20 protein-coding genes are annotated in these 21,060 nt (G+C 73.3%); 12 read left to right on the plus strand and 8 right to left on the minus strand.

Going from position 1 to position 21,060, the window contains the following annotated elements:
• Nucleotides 1–90: 90 nt before the first annotated feature.
• Nucleotides 91–1,122: an endonuclease/exonuclease/phosphatase family protein gene (locus AMK29_RS02175; RefSeq protein WP_075806959.1), complete on the minus strand. Its 1,032-nt coding sequence runs from the start codon at nucleotides 1,120–1,122 to the stop codon at nucleotides 91–93.
• Between the two features lie 344 nt (nucleotides 1,123–1,466).
• On the opposite strand from AMK29_RS02175, the gene panB reads away from it, so the two are divergent.
• The 3 genes from panB (at nucleotide 1,467) to AMK29_RS02190 (ending at nucleotide 4,288) form a co-directional block, all read left to right on the plus strand.
• Complete coding sequence (panB, locus tag AMK29_RS02180) at nucleotides 1,467–2,330, plus strand: 3-methyl-2-oxobutanoate hydroxymethyltransferase (protein ID WP_073806885.1); 864 nt, start codon at nucleotides 1,467–1,469, stop codon at nucleotides 2,328–2,330.
• A 108-nt stretch (nucleotides 2,331–2,438) separates the two neighbouring features.
• Nucleotides 2,439–3,431 (plus strand): ATP-binding cassette domain-containing protein, encoded by a 993-nt coding sequence (locus AMK29_RS02185; RefSeq protein ID WP_073806886.1) that lies wholly within the window; start codon nucleotides 2,439–2,441, stop codon nucleotides 3,429–3,431.
• On the plus strand, nucleotides 3,428–4,288 hold the full coding sequence (locus tag AMK29_RS02190) for an ABC transporter permease (protein ID WP_073806887.1): 861 nt from the start codon (nucleotides 3,428–3,430) through the stop codon (nucleotides 4,286–4,288). Before AMK29_RS02185 ends, AMK29_RS02190 begins: the two co-directional genes overlap by 4 nt.
• A gap of 27 nt (nucleotides 4,289–4,315) precedes the next feature.
• Here AMK29_RS02190 and AMK29_RS02195 read toward each other — a convergent pair whose 3' ends face one another.
• Nucleotides 4,316–7,864 carry an AfsR/SARP family transcriptional regulator gene (locus AMK29_RS02195; protein WP_073806888.1) on the minus strand — a complete coding sequence of 1,183 codons (3,549 nt, stop codon included), beginning with the start codon at nucleotides 7,862–7,864 and terminating at the stop codon, nucleotides 4,316–4,318.
• A gap of 139 nt (nucleotides 7,865–8,003) precedes the next feature.
• Here AMK29_RS02195 and AMK29_RS02200 point away from each other — a divergent pair, with 139 nt between their 5' ends.
• On the plus strand, nucleotides 8,004–8,798 hold the full coding sequence (locus AMK29_RS02200; RefSeq protein WP_073806889.1) for a site-2 protease family protein: 795 nt from the start codon (nucleotides 8,004–8,006) through the stop codon (nucleotides 8,796–8,798).
• A gap of 25 nt (nucleotides 8,799–8,823) precedes the next feature.
• Here the strand turns inward: AMK29_RS02200 and AMK29_RS02205 are convergent, their stop codons facing one another.
• Nucleotides 8,824–9,009, minus strand: coding sequence for a hypothetical protein (locus AMK29_RS02205; protein WP_073806890.1), 186 nt, complete (start codon nucleotides 9,007–9,009; stop codon nucleotides 8,824–8,826).
• Nucleotides 9,010–9,086: 77 nt separating this feature from the next.
• Entirely contained in the window at nucleotides 9,087–9,818 is a 732-nt protein-coding gene (npdG, locus tag AMK29_RS02210) for an NADPH-dependent F420 reductase (protein WP_073806891.1), read from the minus strand.
• Nucleotides 9,819–9,920: 102 nt separating this feature from the next.
• Here npdG and AMK29_RS02215 point away from each other — a divergent pair, with 102 nt between their 5' ends.
• Complete coding sequence (locus AMK29_RS02215; protein ID WP_073806892.1) at nucleotides 9,921–10,523, plus strand: hypothetical protein; 603 nt, start codon at nucleotides 9,921–9,923, stop codon at nucleotides 10,521–10,523.
• A gap of 106 nt (nucleotides 10,524–10,629) precedes the next feature.
• Nucleotides 10,630–11,946 (plus strand): MFS transporter, encoded by a 1,317-nt coding sequence (locus AMK29_RS02220; protein ID WP_073806893.1) that lies wholly within the window; start codon nucleotides 10,630–10,632, stop codon nucleotides 11,944–11,946.
• Between the two features lie 94 nt (nucleotides 11,947–12,040).
• Here the strand turns inward: AMK29_RS02220 and AMK29_RS02225 are convergent, their stop codons facing one another.
• On the minus strand, nucleotides 12,041–12,271 hold the full coding sequence (locus tag AMK29_RS02225) for a hypothetical protein (RefSeq protein WP_073806894.1): 231 nt from the start codon (nucleotides 12,269–12,271) through the stop codon (nucleotides 12,041–12,043).
• Nucleotides 12,272–12,333: 62 nt separating this feature from the next.
• Between AMK29_RS02225 and map the strand changes: the two genes are divergently transcribed.
• Entirely contained in the window at nucleotides 12,334–13,191 is an 858-nt protein-coding gene (map, locus tag AMK29_RS02230; RefSeq protein ID WP_073806895.1) for a type I methionyl aminopeptidase, read from the plus strand.
• Nucleotides 13,192–13,305: 114 nt separating this feature from the next.
• Nucleotides 13,306–13,956 (plus strand): biliverdin-producing heme oxygenase, encoded by a 651-nt coding sequence (locus AMK29_RS02235; protein WP_073806896.1) that lies wholly within the window; start codon nucleotides 13,306–13,308, stop codon nucleotides 13,954–13,956.
• On the opposite strand, the gene AMK29_RS02240 is transcribed toward AMK29_RS02235, so the two are convergent.
• Nucleotides 13,946–14,614, minus strand: coding sequence for a PhzF family phenazine biosynthesis protein (locus AMK29_RS02240; protein ID WP_073808200.1), 669 nt, complete (start codon nucleotides 14,612–14,614; stop codon nucleotides 13,946–13,948). The two genes, AMK29_RS02235 and AMK29_RS02240, sit on opposite strands and share 11 nt — an antisense overlap.
• A 352-nt stretch (nucleotides 14,615–14,966) precedes the next feature.
• Here AMK29_RS02240 and efeO point away from each other — a divergent pair, with 352 nt between their 5' ends.
• From efeO to AMK29_RS02260, 4 genes are read left to right on the plus strand one after another with little or no spacing between them, the layout of a single operon-like run.
• Nucleotides 14,967–16,124, plus strand: a complete 1,158-nt coding sequence (gene efeO, locus AMK29_RS02245; RefSeq protein WP_073806897.1) for an iron uptake system protein EfeO — start codon at nucleotides 14,967–14,969, stop codon at nucleotides 16,122–16,124.
• Between the two features lie 17 nt (nucleotides 16,125–16,141).
• Nucleotides 16,142–17,473 carry an iron uptake transporter deferrochelatase/peroxidase subunit gene (efeB, locus tag AMK29_RS02250; protein ID WP_241845063.1) on the plus strand — a complete coding sequence of 444 codons (1,332 nt, stop codon included), beginning with the start codon at nucleotides 16,142–16,144 and terminating at the stop codon, nucleotides 17,471–17,473.
• Between the two features lie 30 nt (nucleotides 17,474–17,503).
• Nucleotides 17,504–18,382: an iron uptake transporter permease EfeU gene (efeU, locus tag AMK29_RS02255; RefSeq protein WP_073806898.1), complete on the plus strand. Its 879-nt coding sequence runs from the start codon at nucleotides 17,504–17,506 to the stop codon at nucleotides 18,380–18,382.
• Nucleotides 18,342–19,376: a hypothetical protein gene (locus AMK29_RS02260; protein ID WP_073806899.1), complete on the plus strand. Its 1,035-nt coding sequence runs from the start codon at nucleotides 18,342–18,344 to the stop codon at nucleotides 19,374–19,376. Before efeU ends, AMK29_RS02260 begins: the two co-directional genes overlap by 41 nt.
• Before the next feature lie 177 nt (nucleotides 19,377–19,553).
• On the opposite strand, the gene AMK29_RS02265 is transcribed toward AMK29_RS02260, so the two are convergent.
• Both AMK29_RS02265 and AMK29_RS02270 read right to left on the minus strand, forming a co-directional pair.
• A complete protein-coding gene (locus AMK29_RS02265; RefSeq protein ID WP_073806900.1) occupies nucleotides 19,554–20,333 on the minus strand; it encodes a bifunctional DNA primase/polymerase in 780 nt (259 codons plus the stop codon).
• 103 nt (nucleotides 20,334–20,436) lie between these two features.
• Entirely contained in the window at nucleotides 20,437–21,060 is a 624-nt protein-coding gene (locus AMK29_RS02270) for a TetR/AcrR family transcriptional regulator (RefSeq protein ID WP_073806901.1), read from the minus strand.

Consider the following 21,060-nt stretch of genomic DNA (forward strand, 5'->3'; position numbering starts at 1 on the left):
CCGGCGGCTTCCGGGGGGTGACGGGAGGGTTTCGGCCCGGCGGCCCTCCGCGTCACCCGGCCCTCGTCGACGCCACTGCCGAGACGCGCCCTACGAGGCGTCGAGCCTCACGCGGGCGGCGACCGGGAGGTGGTCGCTCCTGGTCTCGGGGAGGGCCCAGGAGGACATCGGCTCGACGCCCTTGACCATGATCTGGTCGATGCGGGCCATCGGGAAGGAGGCCGGCCAGCTGAAGCCGAAGCCGTCTCCGGCCGCGCCCTGGGTGGAGCGGAGCTGGGAGGTGACGGCGTTGAGCGCGCGGTCGTTCATGGTGCCGTTGAGGTCGCCGAGGAGGACGAGCCGCTCGTGCGGGTCGTCGGAGATGGCCTCGCCGAGGGCGTCGGCGCTGACGTCACGCTGGTTGGCGGTGAACCCGGCGTTCATCTTGACCCGCACGGACGGCAGGTGGGCGACGTACACGGCCATCTCGCCCTTCGGCGTGACGACGGTGGCCCGCATGGCACGGGTCCAGCCCATCCGGATGTCGACGGGCTGCGCGGCCCGCAGCGGCAGCTTGCTCCACAGACCGACCGTGCCCTGGACGGAGTGGTACGGGTACGTCTCCGCGAGACCGCGCTCGTACGCCGGGACCACGTCGCCCTTCAGCTCCTCCAGGGCCAGCACGTCGGCGCCGGACGCGGCGAGCGAGCGGGCCGTGCCCTCGGGGTCCGGGTTGTCGGCGTTCACGTTGTGCGTGGCGACGGTCAGGTCACCGCCCGCGGCGGATTTGTCGGCGACGAGGCCACCGAAGAGATTGAGCCACACCACGGCGGGCAGCAGCAGCGCGATCAGGGCGGTGGCGGAGCGGCGCAGCAGGGCGAGGACGAGCAGCAGCGGCACGAAGAGGCCCAGCCAGGGCAGGAACGTCTCGGTCAGGCTGCCCAGGTTGCCGATCCGGTTGGGGATGTCGGCGTGGAGGACCATCAGCAGGGTGAGGCCCACCGCGCACAGGGCGATCAGGATGCCGCGGCGCCAGATCCCGCGGTCGCGGCGGAGCCCGTCGAGGGTGGTCCGGAAGCGGGAGCCGGAGCGTTCGTTCTCCTGGCGGCCCTGCTCGGTCTCCGTCATGTCCACCCGCGCCATCGTCCGTCCTCACTGCCTTGCTGCCGTGCTGCCTTGCGGTCCTGCTCCTGACCCGACGTCGACACTAGGGGATGCCGGGTCCCGCGTACGCCTGAAGGACGACACCGACGGCGTGGCGGGTTCCTGCTGGTGACGCGGGCGGGCGGGCTGTGACAGAACGCGCACATTCGACGGGTTCAGGCCAGTGCCCGTACGGACGCCCCGCGAGGGCGGAGGCGCCCGCGACGCGCCGGTGTGAACAGCGCCACTCCGGCCCACTTCCCCGCCCGCCCGGCGAAGTGCCACCATGGATGTGGTCCGGGGACGCCGTCAGGGCGCCTCGAGATGACACAAGGAGCTTCACCATGACGCTTCAGGCTGCCCAGAAGCCGCCCGCCGACAGCAGCAAGGCGCTGTACGGCGGCAAGGGGACCCGCCGCATCACCGTCCACGACATCGCCGCCGCCAAGGCCCGCGGCGAGAAGTGGCCCATGCTCACCGCCTACGACGCGATGACCGCCTCCGTCTTCGACGAGGCCGGCATCCCGGTGATCCTCGTCGGCGACTCCATGGGCAACTGTCACCTCGGCTACGACACCACCGTGCCCGTCACGATGGACGAGATGACGCTGCTCTCCGCCGCCGTCGTACGGGGCACCCGGCGCGCCCTCGTCGTCGGCGACCTGCCGTTCGGCTCGTACCAGGAGGGGCCCGTCCAGGCCCTGCGCAACGCCACCCGGCTGGTCAAGGACGCGGGCGTCGGCGCGATCAAGCTGGAGGGCGGCGAGCGCTCGCTGCCGCAGACCGAGCTGCTCGTCCAGGCCGGCATCCCCGTCATGTCCCACCTGGGTCTGACCCCGCAGTCCGTGAACACCATGGGCTACCGGGTGCAGGGCCGCTCCGACGAGGCCGCGCACAAGCTGCTCCGCGACGCGAAGGCGGCGCAGGACGCGGGCGCGTTCGCGGTCGTCCTGGAGCTCGTGCCGGCCGAGCTGGCCGCCGAGGTCACCCGCTCGCTGCACATCCCGACCATCGGCATCGGCGCGGGCGCCGGCACCGACGCCCAGGTCCTCGTCTGGACCGACATGGCCGGTCTGACCGGCGGCAAGGTCCCGCGCTTCACCAAGCAGTACGCCAACCTCCGCGAGACGCTCGGCGACGCCGCGCGCGCCTTCGCCGAGGACGTCGGCGGCGGTGTGTTCCCCGCCGAGGAGCACACCTTCCACTAGTCCACCGCGGTTCCACCGAGAAGGCCGACAGCCCGCCGACATCCCCCATCGGCGGGCTGTCGGTCGTCTGTCGGGGGATTGTCGGTGGCACCTGGTCTAGTGGTGGCCATGACGCGATCACACACCAACGCCGTCGAGGTCCGGGGCCTCGTGAAGCACTTCGGCGCCACCAAGGCCCTCGACGGGGTCGACCTGGACGTACGGGAGGGCACGGTCCTCGGGGTGCTCGGCCCCAACGGCGCCGGGAAGACCACCCTCGTCCGCTGTCTGTCCACCCTCCTCGTCCCGGACTCCGGGACCGCCACCGTCGCCGGGTACGACGTGGTGAAGCACCCCCGCCAGCTGCGCCGCACCATAGGGCTCACCGGCCAGTACGCCTCGGTCGACGAGAAGCTGTCCGGCTGGGAGAACCTGTACATGATCGGGCGGCTGCTCGATCTCTCCCGCGCCGACGCCCGCCGCCGGGCCGACGAGATGCTGGAGCGCTTCTCCCTCACCGACGCCGCCAAGCGGCCCGCCATGACGTACTCCGGCGGTATGCGGCGGCGCCTCGACCTCGCCGCCTCGATGATCGGGCAGCCCGCCGTCCTCTACCTGGACGAGCCGACCACCGGTCTCGACCCCCGCACCCGCAACGAGGTGTGGGACGAGGTCCAGCGGATGGTCTCCGAGGGCGTCACCGTCCTCCTCACCACCCAGTACATGGAGGAGGCGGAGCAGCTCGCGAGCGAGCTGACCGTCATCGACCGGGGCAAGGTCATCGCCAAGGGCGGGGTCGACGAGCTGAAGGCCAAGGTCGGCGGCCGGACCCTGAAGGTCCGCCCGGTGGACCCGGACCAGCTGTCGGCGATGGCCGCGGCGCTCCGCGAGACCGGGCTCGACGGTGTCGCCGGCGCGACGGTCGTGCCCGACGAGGGCGCGCTGTACGTGCCGATCCTCACCGACCAGCAGCTGACGGCCGTCGTCGCCCTGCTCGGGGCGCGCGGCTTCGGCCTCGCCCACATCGGCACCCACCTGCCCAGCCTGGACGAGGTGTTCCTGGCGATCACCGGCCAGAAGACCGCCGTCTCCGACGAGATCAACGAGGAGGTCGCCGCATGAGCACGACCACGGTCACCAAGTCCCCCGTCGGCGCTCCCGGTCCTGGTGCGGCCCCGGCGCGGGTCGCGCCCGTCGACGAGGGCCGGATCGGCCTCCGCGGCAATCTGCGCCACATCGGCGCCCTGGCCCGGCGCAACGCCCTGCAGATCAAGCAGGACCCGGAGTCGATGTTCGACGCCGTCCTGATGCCGATCATCTTCATCCTGCTGTTCGTGTACGTCTTCGGCGGAGCCATCGCCGGCAAGGGCAACAACGAGGTCTACGTCAACTACGTGACCCCGGGCCTGATGGCGATGATGGGCATGAACATCGCCATGGCCGTCGGCGTGGGCATCAACGACGACTTCAAGAAGGGGGTCATGGACCGGTTCCGGACGATGCCGATCGCCCGGTCCTCCGTCCTCATCGCGAAGATCGTCGTCGAGGTCGGCCGGATGCTGATCGCCACCGCGATCCTCCTCGGCATGGGCTTCCTGCTCGGCCTGGAGATCCACACCTCGTTCTTCCACCTGCTCGCCGCGATCGGCCTGTCGATGGTCTTCGGAGCGTCGCTGATGTGGATCTTCATCCTGCTCGGGCTCACCCTGAAGACCGCGCAGGCCGTCCAGGGCATGGCCATGCTCGTCCTGATGCCGCTGCAGTTCGGCTCGTCGATCTTCGCGCCGCCGACGTCGATGCCCGGCTGGCTGAAGTCCTTCACCGACTACAACCCGCTGTCGAACCTCGCCGACGCCGCACGGAACCTCATCAACGGCGGTCCGGTCGCCCACTCCGTGTGGATGACCCTCGGCTGGGCCCTCGTCATCACGGTCGTCACCGCCCCGCTGGCCGTGACCAAGTTCCGCAAGAAGACCTGAGTCCGGTACGGGGGACCACGACGGGGGTCAGGACTCGGCGCGCTCACTGATCGCGTCGGCGGCGCGACCGAGCAGGGCGGCGGCCTCTTCCAAGGAGAGGCCGTCGCCTTCGGCGTACGCCGCGGCGAACACCTCCTCGCCGAGGACGGAGCGGACCAGCTCGGTGGCCCGTTCCAGGTTCTCCCGCTCCATCGGCGGCGACAGGTGGCCCGGCGGCAGCAGCCCCTCCCGGGCGCCGAGCAGCACCGCCCCGGTCCGCGCCCGCGGACCTCCGAGCCCGGCGAGCGCCCAGGCGGCGGTGACCAGATGGACCGCGGGCATCTGCGGGGCGACCGTCATGGACAACGAGGCGAGGGAGCGTTCGTACGCCTGCGCGGCGAGGGCGAGCGCGGAGCCGTACCGGCCGTCCAGGTCGTCCAGCCAGCCGAGGCAGCCGAGGGTGAAGCCCTCGAAGAGGGAGAGGGTCTCGGAGTCGAACTCCCGCCGCAGCGCGAGCAGGTGCTCGCGGGCCTCGGCGGTGCGGCCGCTGCGCCCGAGCGCGAGACCGAGGAACAAGCGGGTGCCGAGCTGCGGTTCGTGCCCCCGGCCATGGGCGCCGTCCAGGACCGCGCGCAGGATCGCCTCGCCCTCCGCGAACCGTCCGGTCTCGACGAGCGTGCCGGCGTACCGGACCCGGAGGAGCGCCATCTGCGCCTGGGCGCCGATCTGTTCGGCGTAACCGATGGCGGCGGCGAAGTCCGCGGCCGACTCCTCGAACTCGAGCCGCCGCTCCCGGGCCTCCGCGCGGGAGGAGAGCGCCTCGGCCGCGCCCCAGGCGTCCCCGAGCCGGACGAAGATCTCCAGGCTCTCGTCGGCGTCGCGGATCGCCTCGCTCGCCAGGTCGCCCCGGTTGGCGAGCATGTTGGCGCGCAGCTGGAGGGCGTTGGCGAGGTCCCAGTCGTAGTGGTAGCGGCGGCAGGCCTCGACGGTCGTGTCGAGGAGTTCGTTGAGCCGGCCTGCCTCGCCGATGAGGAGGACCGCGAAGAACGCGAAGGAGCCGGGCACCCGGCAGGTCTGGGGCAGGCCGGGCTCGTAGCCCGCGGTCATCTCGCGCAGCCGCCGCATGCCTTCGGGGCTGGTCCAGCGGCTGGTCTCGTGGTTCATGTTGATCAGCTCGACCAGCCGCACCCCGCGCCGGGCCTCCCAGCGCTGCTCCTCGGAGAGCGGCGGCGGCCCGGCCGTGCACGGCTCGTACAGCGGTACGACGGGGGCGGAGGGCTGCGCGAACGGGTCGGGCCCGAGGGCGGCGGCGGCCATGGACCAGTGCAGGGCGTCGGTGCGCAGGTCGCGCATCTGCCAGTACCAGAGCACGGAGTGGACGAGGACGAGCGCCTCGTCCTCGTCGCGGGCGTCGACGGCCCGGCGCAGGGCGGTGCGGAGGTTGCCGTACTCGGTCTCGAAGCGGGCGATGGCGGCGACCTGCTTCGGCCCGCGCAGCTCGGGGTCGGTGCGGCGGGCCAGCTCCCGGTAGTACGTGAGGTGGCGCCGCTCGACGGCGTCCCGCTCCCCGGCCTCGTCGAGCCGCTCCCCCGCGTACTCGGCCACGGTCTCCAGGAGCCGGTACCGCATCCCGGCCTCGCCGGGCGCGGCGACGACGAGCGACTTGTCGACGAGGGACCCGAGGAGATCGAGCACGTCGGCGGGGGCGGGGCCGGACGGGGTGGGTGCTCCCCCGCCGTCCGGGACCGCGCACACCGCCTCCGCCGCTTCCAGGTCGGTGCCGCCGGTGAACACGGAGAGGCGGCGCAGGACGGCGCGTTCGGCGTCGTCGAGCAGGTCCCAGGACCAGTCGACGACGGCGCGCAGGGTCTGCTGACGGGGCAGTACCGTCCGCGCGCCGGAGGTGAGCAGCCGGAAGCGGTCGTCGAGCCGCTCCGCGATCTGGCGCAGGGTCAGCATCCGCAGCCTCGCCGCCGCGAGCTCGATCGCCAGGGGCAGGCCGTCCAGGCGGCGCACGATCTCTGCGGCCGCCTCCGGGTCCTCCTCGGTCCGGAACCCGGGCCGGACCGCGGCGCCGCGCTCGCCGAGCAGGCGCAGGGCCGGCTCCGTGAGGAGCGGTCCCACCGGCCGCACCCTCTCCCCCGGCACCCCGAGGGGCTCCCGGCTCGTCGCCAGGACCCGCACCCCGGGGCAGCGGGCGAGGAGGGCCTCGGCGAGTTCGGCGGCGGCCGCGACGAGGTGCTCGCAGTTGTCGAGGAGCAGCAGCATCCGGCGCCCGGCGCAGTGCTCGGCGAGCCGGACGAGCGGGTCGTCGCCGGCCCGCAGCTCCTCGGCTCCCGCGCCGCGCAGCACGGTCTCGCGGGCGCCGACGGCGGCGAGTACCGCCTCGGGGACGGCCTCCGGGTCGGTGACGGGGGCGAGCTCGGCGACCCAGACGCCGTCCGGCCAGGCGTCGGCCCCGCGCTCGGCGGCCTCCTGCGAGAGCCGGGTCTTGCCGGCTCCCCCGGGCCCGAGCAGGGTGACGAGCCGGGCGGTCCGCAGGTCGTCCTGGAGTGCGGTGATCTCCGCGTCCCGTCCGACGAAGCTGGTGAGCCGGGCGCGCAGGTTGCCGGGCACGGGGACCGTCGGGGGCGGCACGAAGCCGGGCGCGGGGCCGGGGACGGGGCCGGGGCCGGGCGCGGGCTCCGTCGCGGGGACCGTCGTGAGCGGCATGGGGCCGGACGCGGGCTCCGTCGCGGGGCCGGCGCCCGGTCCGGTGGCCGCCCGTGGCGCCGGTGCGGGGCCGGCGCCCTGTCCCGCGGCCGCCCGTGGCGCCGCTGCCGGACCGGCCGTCGGCCCCGGCGCGGCCGCAGGCGAGGGCACGGGCGCGGGCCGCTCCGGGGACAGCAGCTCCGCGTGCAGGGCCCGGAGGGCCGGGGAGGGGTCCGTGCCGAGGCGGGTGGCGAAGGAGCGGCGGACCGCCTCGTACGCGGCGAGGGCCTCGGCCGCGCGGCCGGTGTCCCGCAGGGCGCGGATCCGCAGGGCCTGGAGCGGCTCGTCCAGGGGGTGGGCCGCGCAGAGGGCGGTCAGCTCGGGGAGGGCGGCGGGGGCCTCGCCGAGCGCGAGGGCCGCGTCGAGCCTGGCCCGCCGGGCGTCGAGGCGGCGGGCCTCCCAGCGGGCGGCCTCGGCGTCCCGGTCCGGGAGGTCGACGAGGGCGGGGCCGCGCCAGAGCCCGAGGGCCTCGTCGAGGAGGGCGGCGGCCCGGGCCGGGTCCGCGGCGCCGAGCGCGGCCGTGCCCTCGGCGGCGAGGCGTTCGAAGCGGCGGACGTCGACGTCCCCGGGTCGGGCGTCGAGCCGGTAGCCGCCCTCGGCGGAGATCACCCGGTCCCGCCCGAGGGCCTTGCGGAGCCGGCCGACGAGGGCCTGGAGCGCGGCGACGGCGTCGGCGGGCGGCTGGTCGCCGTGCCAGACCTCGTCGACCAGGTCGGCCACGGGCACGGTCCGGCCGGCCCGGAGGGCGAGGACGGTCAGCAGCGCACGGACCCGGGGGCCGCCGACGGCCACGTCGGTGCCGTCGGGCGCGTGGGCGAGGGTGGGGCCGAGGACGGAGTAGCGCACGGGCCCATTCTCCGTGAGAAGGTCCCCGACTCCGGAACTCGCCCCGGCTCCCGGTACGTTTCCCGCACATCAGGACCGGCAACACCCCGTCAGACACCTCTGTCGGCCCTCCGTACCCGCCCCCCTGGGAGCTTCTGCGATGACCACGGCCACCACCCGGCGCCACGAACGACGGATCAGTCCCGTCTTTCTGGCGATCCTCGCCGTCATGGCCGTCACCGGCTGGGCGGTGTGGACGGACTTCGCCGCCTCGCCCGGTCTGGCCGTCTTCCTGTTCGTGACCTCGGCGTGGGTGGTGTCGCTCTGTCTGCACGAGTACGCGCACGCCCGCACCGCCCTGCACGGCGGGGACATCACGGTCGGCGCGAAGGGCTATCTGACCCTGAACCCGCTCGCGTACACCCATGCCGTCCTGAGCATCGTGCTTCCGGTGCTGTTCGTGATCATGGGCGGGATCGGTCTGCCCGGCGGCGCGGTCTTCATCGAGCAGGGGCGGATCAAGGGCCGCTGGAAGCACAGCCTGGTCTCGGCGGCGGGACCGCTGGCGAACGTGCTGTTCGCCCTGGTGTGCACGGCCCCGTTCTGGCTGGACGCGCTGGACGGCGTGCCGCCCGCGTTCCGGTTCGCGCTGGCGTTCCTGGCGTTCCTCCAGGTGACGGCCGCGCTCCTGAACCTCCTGCCGGTGCCGGGGCTCGACGGGTACGGAGTGGTGGAGCCCTGGCTGTCGTACAAGGTGAAGCGGCAGATCGAGCCGTACGCGCCGTACGGCTTCTTCATCGTGATCGCGCTGCTCTTCGTGCCCGCGGTCAACGGGGCCTTCTTCGACGCGATCGACGCGCTGATGCGGTCGCTCGGGGTGCCGGAGGCGACCCGCTACTGCGGCTCGCAGCTGTTCCGGTTCTGGCAGGAGACGCCGGAGTTCTGCCAGGTCTAGCCCTCGGCCGGGGCCGGCGTTCCGGCTAGCCCTCGGCCGCGGCCGCCTTCTCGACCTTCGCGCGGCGGAGGTAGTACCAGGCCATGTTGGAGGAGAGGCCGGCGATCAGGACCCAGACGACGCCGAGGAAGCTGCCCTCGACGAAGGAGACGACGGCCGCGGCGACGGCCAGGGCGCAGACCACGAGGGCGTAGAGGGCGAGGCGGGGCATGGGGGTCGGCTCCTGTCCGGGTACGGCTGCTGTGCCCGTCCAGTGTCCCCCATGCCGGCCGCCCGGCCGGGACCGGCTCAGATGTCGGTGACGCGGAGCCCGGCGTGGGCCTTGTAGCGGCGGTTGACGGAGATCAGGTTGGCGACGAGCGACTCGACCTGGTGGGCGTTGCGCAGCCGGCCGGCGAAGACGCCCCGCATGCCCGGGATGCGGCCGGCGAGGGCCTGCACCAGCTCGACGTCGGCGCGCTCCTCGCCGAGGACCATCACGTCCGTGTCGATCTCCTCCAGGGAGGTGTCCTGGAGGAGGACGGCGGAGAGGTGGTGGAAGGCGGCGGCGACCCGGGAGTCCGGCAGGAGCGCGGCGGCCTGCTCGGCGGCGGAGCCCTCCTCGGGCTTGAGCGCGTAGGCGCCCTTCTTGTCGAAGCCGAGCGGGTTGACGCAGTCGACGACGAGCTTGCCGGCGAGCTCCTCACGCAGGGACTCCAGGGTCTTGGCGTGACCGTCCCACGGCACGGCGACGATCACGACGTCGCTGCGCCGGGCGCACTCGGCGTTGTCGGCGCCCTCGACGCCGTGGCCGATCTCCCCGGCCGCGTCCCGCGCGCGGTCGGCGGCCCGGGAGCCGATGATCACCTGCTGGCCGGCCTTGGCGAGCCGGTAGGCCAGGCCGCGGCCCTGCTCGCCGGTGCCGCCGAGGACGCCGACGACGAGGCCGGAGACGTCGGGGAGGTCCCACGGGTCCTTGGCCGCCGCCTTGGGCGTGGCGGGCGCGGCGGGGGCGGCGGTGGAGTCGCTGGAGGAAGTCATGGCCCCGACATTACCGACCGGTCGGGGCGCGAGGGCTCCCGTACGGGTGGATCCGTCCCGACCGGCCTCGCGCCGCCTCCGGCTGGTGCATGATGCGGGCTCATGGATGCCGTACGGGTCGCGTCGCTGCGGGAAGTGCTCGCCGGGACGGAGTGGCCGGGGGCGGCCCGCCGCTTCGCGGGCGCGCTCCGGTCCTCGGTCGTCCGGCACCGGGACGGGCTGCTCCTGGTGGGCACGGAGGAGTACGAGCCCTGGCACCTGGCGGCGCACCTGGTCGACGAGTCGGCGTGGTCGGGGCTGCCGGAGCTGGCGCCGACGCTGGTACGGCACCGGGTGCGGCCGGGGGACCCGGCGCATCTGGCGGTCGGCCTCGGCCGGCTGCGGTCGGCGGGGCGCGGGGCCACGCTCCTGATGGTGGCGCCTGAGCGGCCGGACGCGGGCCTGCTCCAGCGGGTGCACGACGCCCGGCGGGCGGGGGCGACGGTGCTCTCGCTCGACGGGGGCGACGAGGAGGTGCGGGGGCTCGCGCACGAGACACTCTCGGTGCCGGAGGCGGCGGAGGTGGACCTGGACACGGTGCAGCACCTGGTGAGCGCGGCGGCCGGGGAGAACAGCCTGCCGTCACCGCGAGGGAACCGACGCCTCCGCGACCGTCTCGCAGGCCTCGCGGACCGCCTGACGGCGCCACCGCCGGCCCGCTGGTAGGGGCGGGGCGCCCGGGCCTCCCCGGTCCGCGCACCCCGGCCGATCCGGGCCGGCTCCGCGCAAATTCGGTTGCCCGCGTCACCCCGCCGACGGAGCATGGCCCCTCGTGGCCTCTCCCTCGGCGAAGTTCTCCGCCCTGCTTCCGGATCTGGCGCCGTGGCGCTCGTCCCCCGACTTCCGGCTCCTGTGGGTCCAGGGGCTCGTCACGTATTTCAGCAGCGCGATGGCGATGATCGCCCTGCCGTTGCAGATCAAGGAGATGACGGGCTCGCCGCTCGCGGTCGGTGCGATGGGCGCGGTCGAGCTGGTGCCGCTCGTGGTGTTCGGCCTGTACGGCGGGGCGCTCGCCGACGCCGTCGACCGGCGGAAGGTGATCCTCGCGACCGAGGCGGGCCTCGGCGTCCTCGCCCTGATCCTGCTGGTCAACGCGCTGCTGCCGGAGCCGATGCTCTGGCCGCTGTACGTGGTCGCGGCCGGTGTCTCGGCGCTCGCCGGGCTCCAGCGTCCCGCCCTCGACTCGCTGCTGGCCCGGATCGTGCCGCACGAGCAGCAGACGGCGGCGGCCGCGCTGAACTCGCTGCGCTGGCAGATGGGCTCGATCGCGGGCCCGGCCCTCGCGGGTCTGGTCGTGGCGTACGCGGGTCACGCGCCCGCGTACGGGGTGACGATCGCCGGATTCGCGGCCTCGGTGCTGATGTGCCGCCGGCTCTCCCCCGCGCCGCCCGCGCACGACGCGGAGAAGCCCTCGCTGCGGGGCATCGCGGAGGGGGCGCGGTACGCCTGGTCGCGGCCGGTGCTGCTCGGCACGTACGCGATCGACCTCGCGGCGATGTTCTTCGCGTTCCCGAACACGATCTTCCCGTTCCTCGCGGACGAGCTGGACGCGGACTGGTCGCTCGGCCTGATGTACGCGGCGGGCTCGGTCGGCTCCCTGGTGCTCGGGCTGACCAGCGGCTGGACCTCGAAGGTGCGGCGGCACGGACTGCTCGTGGTCGGGGGCGCGGCCGGCTGGGGTCTCGCCATCGCGGCGGCGGGCTGGTTCGGGAACATCTGGGCGGTGCTGCTCTGTCTGGCCTTCGCGGGGGCGGGCGACATGCTGAGCGGGCTGGGCCGCGCCACGATCTGGAACCAGACGATCCCCGAGGAGCTGCGCGGCCGGCTCGCCGGCATCGAGGTGCTCTCCTACAGCGTCGGCCCGCAACTGGGCCAGGTCCGCGCGGGTGCGATGGCCGGCTGGACCGGCACCAGGGCGGCGGTCTGGACGGGCGGCGTGGTCTGCGTCGCCTCGGTGGGCCTGCTCTGCCTGGCGCTGCCCAAGCTCCTCACGTACGACGCCGACACCGACGAGGACTCCCTGCGCCGCAAGGCCCAGCAGGAAGCCCAGCGGGACGCGGCGCGACAGGACACGGCCGGGACCGTGTGAACGGTCCCGGCCGTGGTCCGCGGACGTACCCGGTCCGGCGGACACCCGTTCCGGCGGGCGCACCCGTTCCGGACGCGGGCCCGGCGGGTGCCCCCTAGTCCGGAGGCTCCTGCTTCCTGCCTTCGTCGTGCCAGCGCGGGTCGGTCTCCCACTCCAGGTTCCGCTCGCGGGCGGTCTCCATGGCGTGGGCGGCCTCCTCGCGGCTGGTGTACGGGCCGAAGCGGTTCTTCGCCGGGCAATCGGGGCCCTCTTCGACCTTCTTGTGCTCCAGGCAGTAGTACCACTCGCCCGGTTTGCCCACCGTGCGCTTCTTGAACAGGGCCATCGTGGTCGGCTCCTTCCTCCGAGAACCATGCTGCCCCAGACCCGGTCGTTAGACTCGCTGTCATGTCTGGCCAGTCGCTTCTCGTACCGGGGGAGCTCTCCCCCCATCGCTCCGTTCCGGGTTCCATCCGCCGCCCCGAGTACGTCGGGAAGCCCGCCCCGACCCCGTACACCGGGCCCGAGGTGCAGGACTCCGACACCGTCGAACGCATGCGGATCGCGGGCCGCATCGCCGCTCGGGCGATGGAGGAGGCCGCCAAGCACATCGCCCCGGGCGTCACCACCGACGAGCTCGACCGGGTCGCGCACGAGTTCATGTGCGACCACGGCGCGTACCCCTCCACCCTCGGCTACCGCGGGTTCCCGAAGTCGCTGTGCGCCTCGGTCAACGAGGTCATCTGCCACGGCATCCCGGACTCCACCGTCCTGCGGGACGGCGACATCGTGAACCTGGACGTCACGGCGTACATCAACGGCGTGCACGGCGACAACAACGCCACCTACCTCTGCGGTGACGTCGACGAGGAGTCGCGGCTGCTCGTCGAGCGGACCCGGGAGTCCCTGAACCGAGCCATCAAGGCGGTGAAGCCCGGCCGTCAGATCAACATCATCGGGCGGGTCATCGAGTCGTACGCCAAGCGCTTCGGCTACGGCGTCGTCCGTGACTTCACCGGGCACGGCATCAACTCGTCCTTCCACTCGGGCCTGATCGTCCCGCACTACGACTCGCCCCACCACACCACCGAGATCAAGACCGGCATGACCTTCACCATCGAGCCGATGCTGACGCTCGGCACGCACGACTACGACATGTGGGACGACGGCTGGACCGTCGTCACCAAGGACCGGAAGCGGACCGCGCAGTTCGAGCACACGCTCGTGGTGACGGAGAGCGGGGCCGAGATCCTCACGTTGCCCTGACCCTCCCGCTGGGTACGTTCTTACCGACAGGACGTCGGGAACCAGTTGACTTAGGTAAGCCTTACTTGGCACGATCGTCACTGGTTCCCGTCCCATCGGTCCCGGAGGCCTACCTTGGACACGCCCTTCTCGACGCTCATCCGCACGGCCTCGCACGAGCAGCACTCCGAGGCGGAGACCTCGTCGTTCATGGGCGACCTCCTGGGCGGGCGCCTGGGCGTCGACGCCTACGCGCGGTACACCGAGCAGCTCTGGTTCGTGTACCAGGCCCTGGAGGAGGGCGCGGAGGCGCTGCGCGGGGACCCCGTCGCCGGACCGTTCGTCCAGCCCGAGCTGTTCCGCACGGCCGCGCTCGAACAGGACCTCGCCCATCTGCGGGGTCCCGACTGGCGCGTCGGACTCTCACCGCTGTCCGCCACCGCCGCGTACGCCGAGCGGGTCGCGGAGTGCGCCCGTGACTGGCCCGCCGGGTACGTGGCCCACCACTACACGCGCTACCTGGGCGACCTGTCGGGCGGCCAGATCATCCGCGACAAGGCGGAGCGCACCTGGGGCTTCTCGCGCAAGGGCGACGGCGTCCGCTTCTACGTCTTCGAGGAGATCTCCAACCCGGCCGCGTTCAAGCGGGCGTACCGGGAGCTGCTGGACGGGGTGAACGCCGACGACCTGGAGAAGCAGCGGATCGTCGACGAGTGCAAGCGCGCCTTCGCCTTCAACAGCGCGGTCTTCCAGCAGTTGGGAGGCGAGTTCCCGCTCAGCGCGTGAGCGTGCGCTCCAGGCGGACCCGTCCGCCCAACTCCACGATGCCGTCGGGGCCGGGGGCGGTGAGCAGCTGCGAACCCCGGCCCTGCGTGATGTTCAGGGCCCGGCCCAGCTCCGCCGTGAGCAGCAGCGCCGCCGCGCCGGTCGCCTCGTCCTCGTCGATGCCGTCGCCGCGCCCCGGGAACGCCCGCGCCCTGACCCGGCCCGCGGCCTCCTCCTCCCAGGCCCAGGCGTAGATCCACTCCCCCGGCTCGGGCACGTCGAGCGCGTCCACCTCGGCGGCGGAGCCGTACTGCCGGAGGGTCCGCGGCGGCGCCCACTCGGCGCGCGCCTCGATCCAGGTGAACTCCCCGTCGCCGCGCACCCACACCTCGCCGGCGGGCGGGCAGACGACCTCCAGGTCGAGCAGCCAGGCGGCGCCGACGAGCGGGTGTCCGGCGAACGGCAGCCGCAGGCCCGGGGTGTAGATGTCGACGTGACCGCGCTCCGGGTCGTCCACGAACACCGTCTCGCTGAAGCCGAGCTCCTTGGCCAGCGCCTGCCGGGAGGCCTCGTCGGGGTGGTCGCGGGCGTCCCTGACGACGCCGAGGGCGTTGCCGTGGCGGCCGTCGCCCGCACAGAAGACCCGGAGGACGTCGATGTCAGTGGCGGTCGTGTTCATGGCGGAATTGAAGCATTCGAAGCCGGGTCGGTGTGCCGACCGCGCGGGAACGAGGGGGCCGTGGCCGACGGTCACCGAGTCCCGGGCCCTCGTACGGCCCGCGGACCGGGGTCCCCCGCGTCGTACCGGACCGTCGTCGGGCCGCCTGCCCGACGGTCACCGGAAGCGGGGCGAATCCTCCTCCTTGACCGGGACTTGACCAGGTGATGAGGGCCCCGTGGAGTCCCTGTGACCTGACCGTGTCCGGTCGCCGGATGTGAGAGCCGAATCACTGGACGGGCCGGTATGACTGAGGTAAGCCTCGGTTAAGTTAGGTCCGCCTCAGCCCCGTTCCCCCGCTCCTGGAGTACTCATGCGCGCCGTCCGCTTCTCCGTCGTCACCGCCGCCGCGACCGCGGCCGCTCTGACCGCCGTCACGGGCTGCACCGAGAAGAGCGACGCCAAGGCGGGGGACGGCGCGATCACCGTCGTCGCCAAGGACGACTCCTGCGAGGTGTCGCAGAAGCGGTTCCCGGCCGGCCACGTGAAGCTGGCCGTCGAGAACCGCGGCTCCAAGGTCACCGAGGTCTACGTCCTCTACCCGGACGACCGGATCGTCACCGAGCGCGAGAACATCGGCCCCAGCACCAAGGCCACCGTCACCGCCGAGATCAAGGCCGGTGCCTACGCGATCGTCTGCAAGCCCGGCATGACCGGCGCGGGCATCCGGCAGGAGGTGGAGGTCACCGGCGCCGGCGCCGCCGGCCCGAAGCGCTCCCCCGAGATGGACGCAGCCGTCGCCGCCTACCGCCAGTACGTCCAGGCGCAGGCGGACGCGACCCTCCCCAAGGCGAAGGTCTTCACCGACGCCGTCCGCGCCGGTGACGTCGAGGCCGCGAAGAAGGCCTACGCCGAGTCCCGGATCGGCTGGGAGCGCACCGAGCCGGTCGCCGAGTCCTTCGGCGACATCGACCCCAAGGTCGACGTCCGCGAGGACGGCCTGGAAGCGGGCCAGGACCCGGCGAAGGACTGGACGGGCTGGCACCGCCTGGAGAAGGCGCTCTGGCAGGACAAGAAGATCGGCGCCGCCGAGAAGGCCCTCGCCGACACCCTGGACAAGGACCTCGCGGACTGGGTGAAGCGGGTCGGCAAGGCCGAGATCACCCCGACCTCCATGGCCAACGGCGCCAAGGAACTCCTGGACGAGGTCGCCACCGGCAAGGTCACCGGCGAGGAGGAGCGCTACTCGCACACCGACCTCGTCGACTTCAAGGCGAACGTCGAGGGCGCCCACAAGTCCTTCGACCTGCTGAAGCCGGTCGCCTCGAAGAACGACCCGAAGCTCGTCGCCGAACTGGACAAGCAGTTCGCCGCCCTGAACGCGCTGCTCGACAAGTACCGCACGGACAAGAGCGGCTACGTCTTCACCTCGTACGAGAAGGTCGGCAAGGCCGAGCGCAAGGAGCTGTCGGACGGCGTCAACGCGCTGGCCGAGCCGCTCTCCAAGCTCGCCGCCGCCGTCGTCAAGTAAGGGACGGGACCCCCGACATGAGCGAGCCCGCCGACGAGACCGCCGTGCCGGAGTCGCCCGCGCCGGAGCCGGCCGTGGCGGAGGCCGCCGCACCGGAGAACGCCGTGCCGGAGAGCGTCACGCCCTCCCGTCGTACGGTCATCGGCTGGGGTGGAGCCGGGCTCGCGCTCGGGGCCGCCGCGGCCGGTGGCGCCGCCCTGCTGGCCCGGGACAGCGCGGCCCCGGTCCCGGCCGGGGACAGCGGCGCGGCCGTGCCGTTCCACGGCCCGCACCAGGCCGGCATCGCCACCCCCGTCCAGGACCGGCTGCACTTCGCCGCCTTCGACGTACGCACCGAGGACCGCGCCGAGCTGGTGCAACTCCTCAAGGACTGGACACGGGCCGCCGAGCGCATGACGGCCGGCGCCGAGGTCGGTGAGGGCGCCTACGGCGGACTGCCGGAGGCGCCGCCCGACGACACCGGCGAGGCCCTGGGCCTCAAGCCGTCCCGCCTCACCCTCACGATCGGCTTCGGCCCCACGCTCTTCGACGGGCGGTTCGGGCTGAAGGACAGGCGTCCCGGGGCCCTGGTGGAGCTGCCCAGGTTCCCGGGCGACAACCTGGATCCGGCGCGCAGCGGCGGCGACCTGTGCGTCCAGGCCTGCGCGGACGACCCGCAGGTCGCCGTGCACGCCATCCGGAACCTCGCGCGGATCGGCTTCGGCACGGTCGCGGTGCGCTGGTCGCAGCTGGGCTTCGGCAAGACCTCGTCGACGACCCCGGACGCCCAGACCCCGCGCAACCTGTTCGGTTTCAAGGACGGCACCCGCAACATCGCGGGCACCGAGACCGAGCGGCTCGCCCGGCACGTGTGGGTGTCCGGCAAGGACGCCGAGGGCGGCGCGGCCTGGATGGACGGCGGCTCGTACCTCGTCGCCCGCCGCATCCGGATGAACATCGAGACCTGGGACCGTACGCCGCTCGCCGAGCAGGAGGACATCTTCGGCCGCGACAAGCGCGTGGGCGCCCCCGTCGGCAAGGCCGGGGAGCACGACGAGCCGTTCCTGAAGGCGATGAAGCCGGACTCGCACGTCCGGCTCGCCCACCCCGACACCAACGGCGGGGCGACGCTCCTGCGGCGCGGCTACTCCTTCACCGACGGCACGGACGGGCTCGGGCGCCTGGAGGCGGGGCTGTTCTTCCTGGCGTACCAGAGGGACGTCCGCACCGGCTTCATCCCGGTGCAGACCTCGCTCGGCCGCGCCGACGCCCTCAACGAGTACATCCAGCACGTGGGTTCGGCGCTGTTCGCGATCCCGCCGGGCGTCCGGGACAAGGACGACTGGTGGGGCCGGGCGCTGTTCTCGTAGCTCTTCACGGATCCCAGGGAGGGAGCCGACGTGTTCGGCAACTATCTGATCGGCCTGCGCGAGGGCCTCGAGGCCAGTCTGGTCGTCTGCATCCTCATCGCGTACCTGGTGAAGACCGGGCGCCGGGACGCGCTCCGGCCGATCTGGACCGGCATCGGCGTGGCCGTCGGCGTCGCCCTGGCCTTCGGCGCCGGTCTCGAGTTCGGCTCCCAGGAGCTGACCTTCGAGGCGCAGGAGCTGCTCGGCGGTTCGCTGTCGGTCGTCGCGGTGGTCCTGGTGACCTGGATGGTGTTCTGGATGCGGCGCACGGCCCGGCACCTGAGGGCGGAGCTGCACGGCAGGCTGGACGAGGCCCTGCGGATGGGGACGGGCGCCCTGGTCGCCACCGCCTTCCTCGCGGTGGGCCGGGAGGGCCTGGAGACGGCGCTGTTCGTGTGGGCGTCGGTCCGGGCCTCGTCCGACGGCACGTACGCGCCGCTGACCGGGGTCCTGCTCGGTCTGCTCACCGCGGTGCTGCTCGGCTGGCTGTTCTACCGGGGGGCGCTGAGGATCGACCTGGCGAGGTTCTTCACCTGGACCGGCGGGATGCTGGTCGTGGTGGCGGCGGGCGTCCTCGCGTACGGCGTGCACGACCTCCAGGAGGCCCGCTTCCTCGGCGGCCTCGCGGACAAGGCCTTCGACGTCTCGGCGACGATCCCGCCGGACAGCTGGTACGGCACCCTCCTCAAGGGCGTCTTCAACTTCCAGCCGAACCCGACGGTGCTTCAGGTCACGGTGTGGGCGCTGTATCTGGTCCCGACGCTCGCGCTGTTCCTCGCCCCGATAGGGTCGGGTCCGTCCGTGCGGGTGAAGAAGCAGAAGGCGACCGATGAGAAGGCTGAGGCTGAGGCGAACGCCGAGACCGCTTGAGCGGCTGTCGGCACGGCCGGCGAGGCTCCTCGCGGCCACGGCGGCGGCGACCGTCCTGGCGCTGACGGCGAGCGGCTGCGTGACGGTGCACGGCGAACTCGCCCTGCTGCCGCCGGCGACGGAGGCCGAGGCGGCGCAGGCCCTCGCGGACTTCACGAGCGCCTACAACCGGGCCGACAAGGCCCACGACCCGGCCCTGGACGCCGCCAGGGTCACGGGTCCGCTGGGGGAGATCAACCAGGCGGGTCTGCGCGCACGCGCGATCACCACCCCCGGGGGCAACCCGGACCACAAGCCCCTCGAACTGACGGACGCGCGCTTCGTCCTGCCCCGGAAGGCGGGCTGGCCGCGCTGGTTCCTCGCGGACACCGACCCCAACCGGGACGACGACGAGGGCGCGGGTGACCAGCGCTGGCTCCTCGTCTTCGTCCGCAACGGACCGCAGCAGCTGTGGGAGGTCGCGCATCTGGTGGTCCTCGGCCCGTCGGCGGTACCGGAGTTCGCCGAGGAGGACGGGTACGCGGTGCCGGTCGCCGCGGACGCCGGGGCCCTCGCGGTCGCGCCCGCGGACCTCGGCGAGCGGTACGTCTCGTATCTGAAGGACGGGCAGCCGGAGACGTTCGCGGCGGGGCCGCACACCTCGCAGTGGCGGGAGCAGCGGCAGAAGTCGGCCAAGCGGCCGGGACTCGCCACGCAGTACCTCGACCGGTCCGCGAACCAGGGCGATTTCGCGCCGCTCGGGCTGCGGACGAAGGACGGTGGCGCGTTCGTCTTCTTCGCCACCCGGTTCTTCGAGCGGCAGACGGCGGCGCCGGGCTACCGGCCCAAGGTCGACCCCGGCGTCAAGGCGCTGCTGACCGGCGAGGTCAAGAACACGGTCACCCGGGAGTGGGTGTCGAACCAGGTGGCCCTGGTGCCGCCGGCCGGCGCGGCCGGCGACGGCGTCACGATCACGGGCCGGCTCCAGGGCGTGGTCGGCGCACAGGGCTCGTAGCGCACGAGCCGCGGGAGTCGGCCGCCCGGCGCGCGCCTTCGGGCGGGCACGCGCGGCCGATCAGCGGGTCCGCCGGCCCATACGCGGGCGCGGGCGGCCGGTCGATCAGCGGGTCCGCCGGTACGTGGGCGGGCACGCGGGGCCGGTCAGCGGGTACGCCGGTCCATGCGCGGCCGGTCAGCGGGTGAGCGGCCAGGCGATCTCGTGGGCCGGGTGCTCCCCGTCGCCGTCCGCCTGGCGCTCGGCCACGTGGCGCGCGCAGACGTCCTGGAGGGTCTCCAGGAGGTTCAGCGGGTCGGGCAGGGGGTGCTCGGGGCCGCGGAGCCAGGAGACGACCGGGTGGGCGCTCTCGTCGCCGGGGAGGCGGGCGGGCGGTACGAGGACGTAGCTGCCGCGGCAGTGCCAGCGGAGCCCCGGGTGCTCGTCCATGGTCTCGGGGTGGCAGTCGAGCTCACACGGCCACCACTCGTCCTCGTCCTCGGGGGTGCCACGGGTGGCGGTGAAGAAGAGCATCCGCCCGGCCTGGGGGTCGGCGTCGGCGGACTCGGCGACCGGCCCGACCTCGACGCCCTCGGCGAGGAGACGGTCGAGGGCGGCGCGGCCGGCGGCCAGCGGTACGTCGAGGACGTCGTGGACCATGCCGGTGGCGGTGATGAAGTTCGCCTCCGGCGCGTTCCGCGCCCAGCGCTCGATCTGGGCGCGGTCGGTGGTCGACTGGGTCTGCCAGGCGAAGGAGACGGGGTGCCGGCCGGGGGTGGGACAGCCGATCCGCTCACAGGAACAGCTGTAGCCGACGGGATACGCGGCGGGGGCGAGGGGCAGCCCGGCGGCGGCGGTGGCCAGGAGCAGCTTCTCGCGGTCGTTCTCGTCTTCGGCCGCGGTGCGTTTGGGGCGCCTGCGCAGCCACTGTGCGAGTTTGCTCTCCGTGCCGCGGTAGCGGCCGATGCCGTCGCCCATCTATCCCCTCACACCTCATGCTCGCCCGTTCGGCTCTTCCCATGGTCCCACCATCCTGCGCCTCGGGTGACCGGAGTGCGGAACCGGGGTGCCCCTCGGTGCCTCAGGGGCGTCTCGGGGCGAGGCCGCGCAGGGCGAGGTCGACGAGGGTGTCGGCGTAGGCGTGGGTGAGGGGCAGGGTGCGGTGGATCCACCGGTGGTGGAGGGGGCCGACCAGCAGTTCGAGGGCGGTGCGGGGGTCGATGTCCGGGTCGACGTCACCGGCGGCCTGGGCGGCCTCGATACGGCGGGCGTAGTACTGGAGCTGGGGTTCGAGGAGCGCGGCGGTGAAGCGGGCGCCGAGCTCGGGGTCGACGACCCCCTCGGCGGCGAGGGCGCGGGTGGGGCCGTCGACGGCGGGGTCGTTCAGCTCGTCGACGGTGGCGCGCAGGACGAGCTTGAGGTCGGCGGCGAGGTCGCCGGTGTCGGGGATCCCGCTGTCGGGGTCGCCGCCCTGGGCTTCGGCGGTGCGGGTCTGGAGGTCGAGGAAGGCGTCGAGGAGGACGGCCGCCTTGGAGGGCCACCAGCGGTAGATGGTCTGCTTGCCGACGCCGGCGCGGGCGGCGATGCCCTCGATGGTGGTCTTCGCGTAGCCGGTCTCGGTGACGAGGGCGAGGGCGGCGTCGAAGATGGCGCGGCGGGAGCGTTCGCTGCGGCGGGAGGCGTCGGGGGCCTTGGTCTCGGACAT

The sequence above is a fragment of the Streptomyces sp. CB02261 genome, from assembly GCF_001905665.1.
Lineage (GTDB): Bacteria > Actinomycetota > Actinomycetes > Streptomycetales > Streptomycetaceae > Streptomyces.

What these genes read in the sequence shown, in the direction of transcription:
- AMK29_RS02175 (WP_075806959.1), bottom strand. Translation starts at nt 1,122, where the DNA reads ATGGCGCGGGTGGACATGACGGAGACCGAGCAGGGCCGCCAGGAGAAC.
- panB (WP_073806885.1), top strand. Translation starts at nt 1,467, where the DNA reads ATGACGCTTCAGGCTGCCCAGAAGCCGCCCGCCGACAGCAGCAAGGCG.
- AMK29_RS02185 (WP_073806886.1), top strand. Translation starts at nt 2,439, where the DNA reads ATGACGCGATCACACACCAACGCCGTCGAGGTCCGGGGCCTCGTGAAG.
- AMK29_RS02190 (WP_073806887.1), top strand. Translation starts at nt 3,428, where the DNA reads ATGAGCACGACCACGGTCACCAAGTCCCCCGTCGGCGCTCCCGGTCCT.
- AMK29_RS02200 (WP_073806889.1), top strand. Translation starts at nt 8,004, where the DNA reads ATGACCACGGCCACCACCCGGCGCCACGAACGACGGATCAGTCCCGTC.
- AMK29_RS02205 (WP_073806890.1), bottom strand. Translation starts at nt 9,009, where the DNA reads ATGCCCCGCCTCGCCCTCTACGCCCTCGTGGTCTGCGCCCTGGCCGTC.
- npdG (WP_073806891.1), bottom strand. Translation starts at nt 9,818, where the DNA reads ATGACTTCCTCCAGCGACTCCACCGCCGCCCCCGCCGCGCCCGCCACG.
- AMK29_RS02215 (WP_073806892.1), top strand. Translation starts at nt 9,921, where the DNA reads ATGGATGCCGTACGGGTCGCGTCGCTGCGGGAAGTGCTCGCCGGGACG.
- AMK29_RS02225 (WP_073806894.1), bottom strand. Translation starts at nt 12,271, where the DNA reads ATGGCCCTGTTCAAGAAGCGCACGGTGGGCAAACCGGGCGAGTGGTAC.
- map (WP_073806895.1), top strand. Translation starts at nt 12,334, where the DNA reads ATGTCTGGCCAGTCGCTTCTCGTACCGGGGGAGCTCTCCCCCCATCGC.
- AMK29_RS02240 (WP_073808200.1), bottom strand. Translation starts at nt 14,614, where the DNA reads ATGAACACGACCGCCACTGACATCGACGTCCTCCGGGTCTTCTGTGCG.
- efeO (WP_073806897.1), top strand. Translation starts at nt 14,967, where the DNA reads ATGCGCGCCGTCCGCTTCTCCGTCGTCACCGCCGCCGCGACCGCGGCC.
- efeB (WP_241845063.1), top strand. Translation starts at nt 16,142, where the DNA reads ATGAGCGAGCCCGCCGACGAGACCGCCGTGCCGGAGTCGCCCGCGCCG.
- AMK29_RS02260 (WP_073806899.1), top strand. Translation starts at nt 18,342, where the DNA reads ATGAGAAGGCTGAGGCTGAGGCGAACGCCGAGACCGCTTGAGCGGCTG.
- AMK29_RS02265 (WP_073806900.1), bottom strand. Translation starts at nt 20,333, where the DNA reads ATGGGCGACGGCATCGGCCGCTACCGCGGCACGGAGAGCAAACTCGCA.
- AMK29_RS02270 (WP_073806901.1), bottom strand. Translation starts at nt 21,060, where the DNA reads ATGTCCGAGACCAAGGCCCCCGACGCCTCCCGCCGCAGCGAACGCTCC.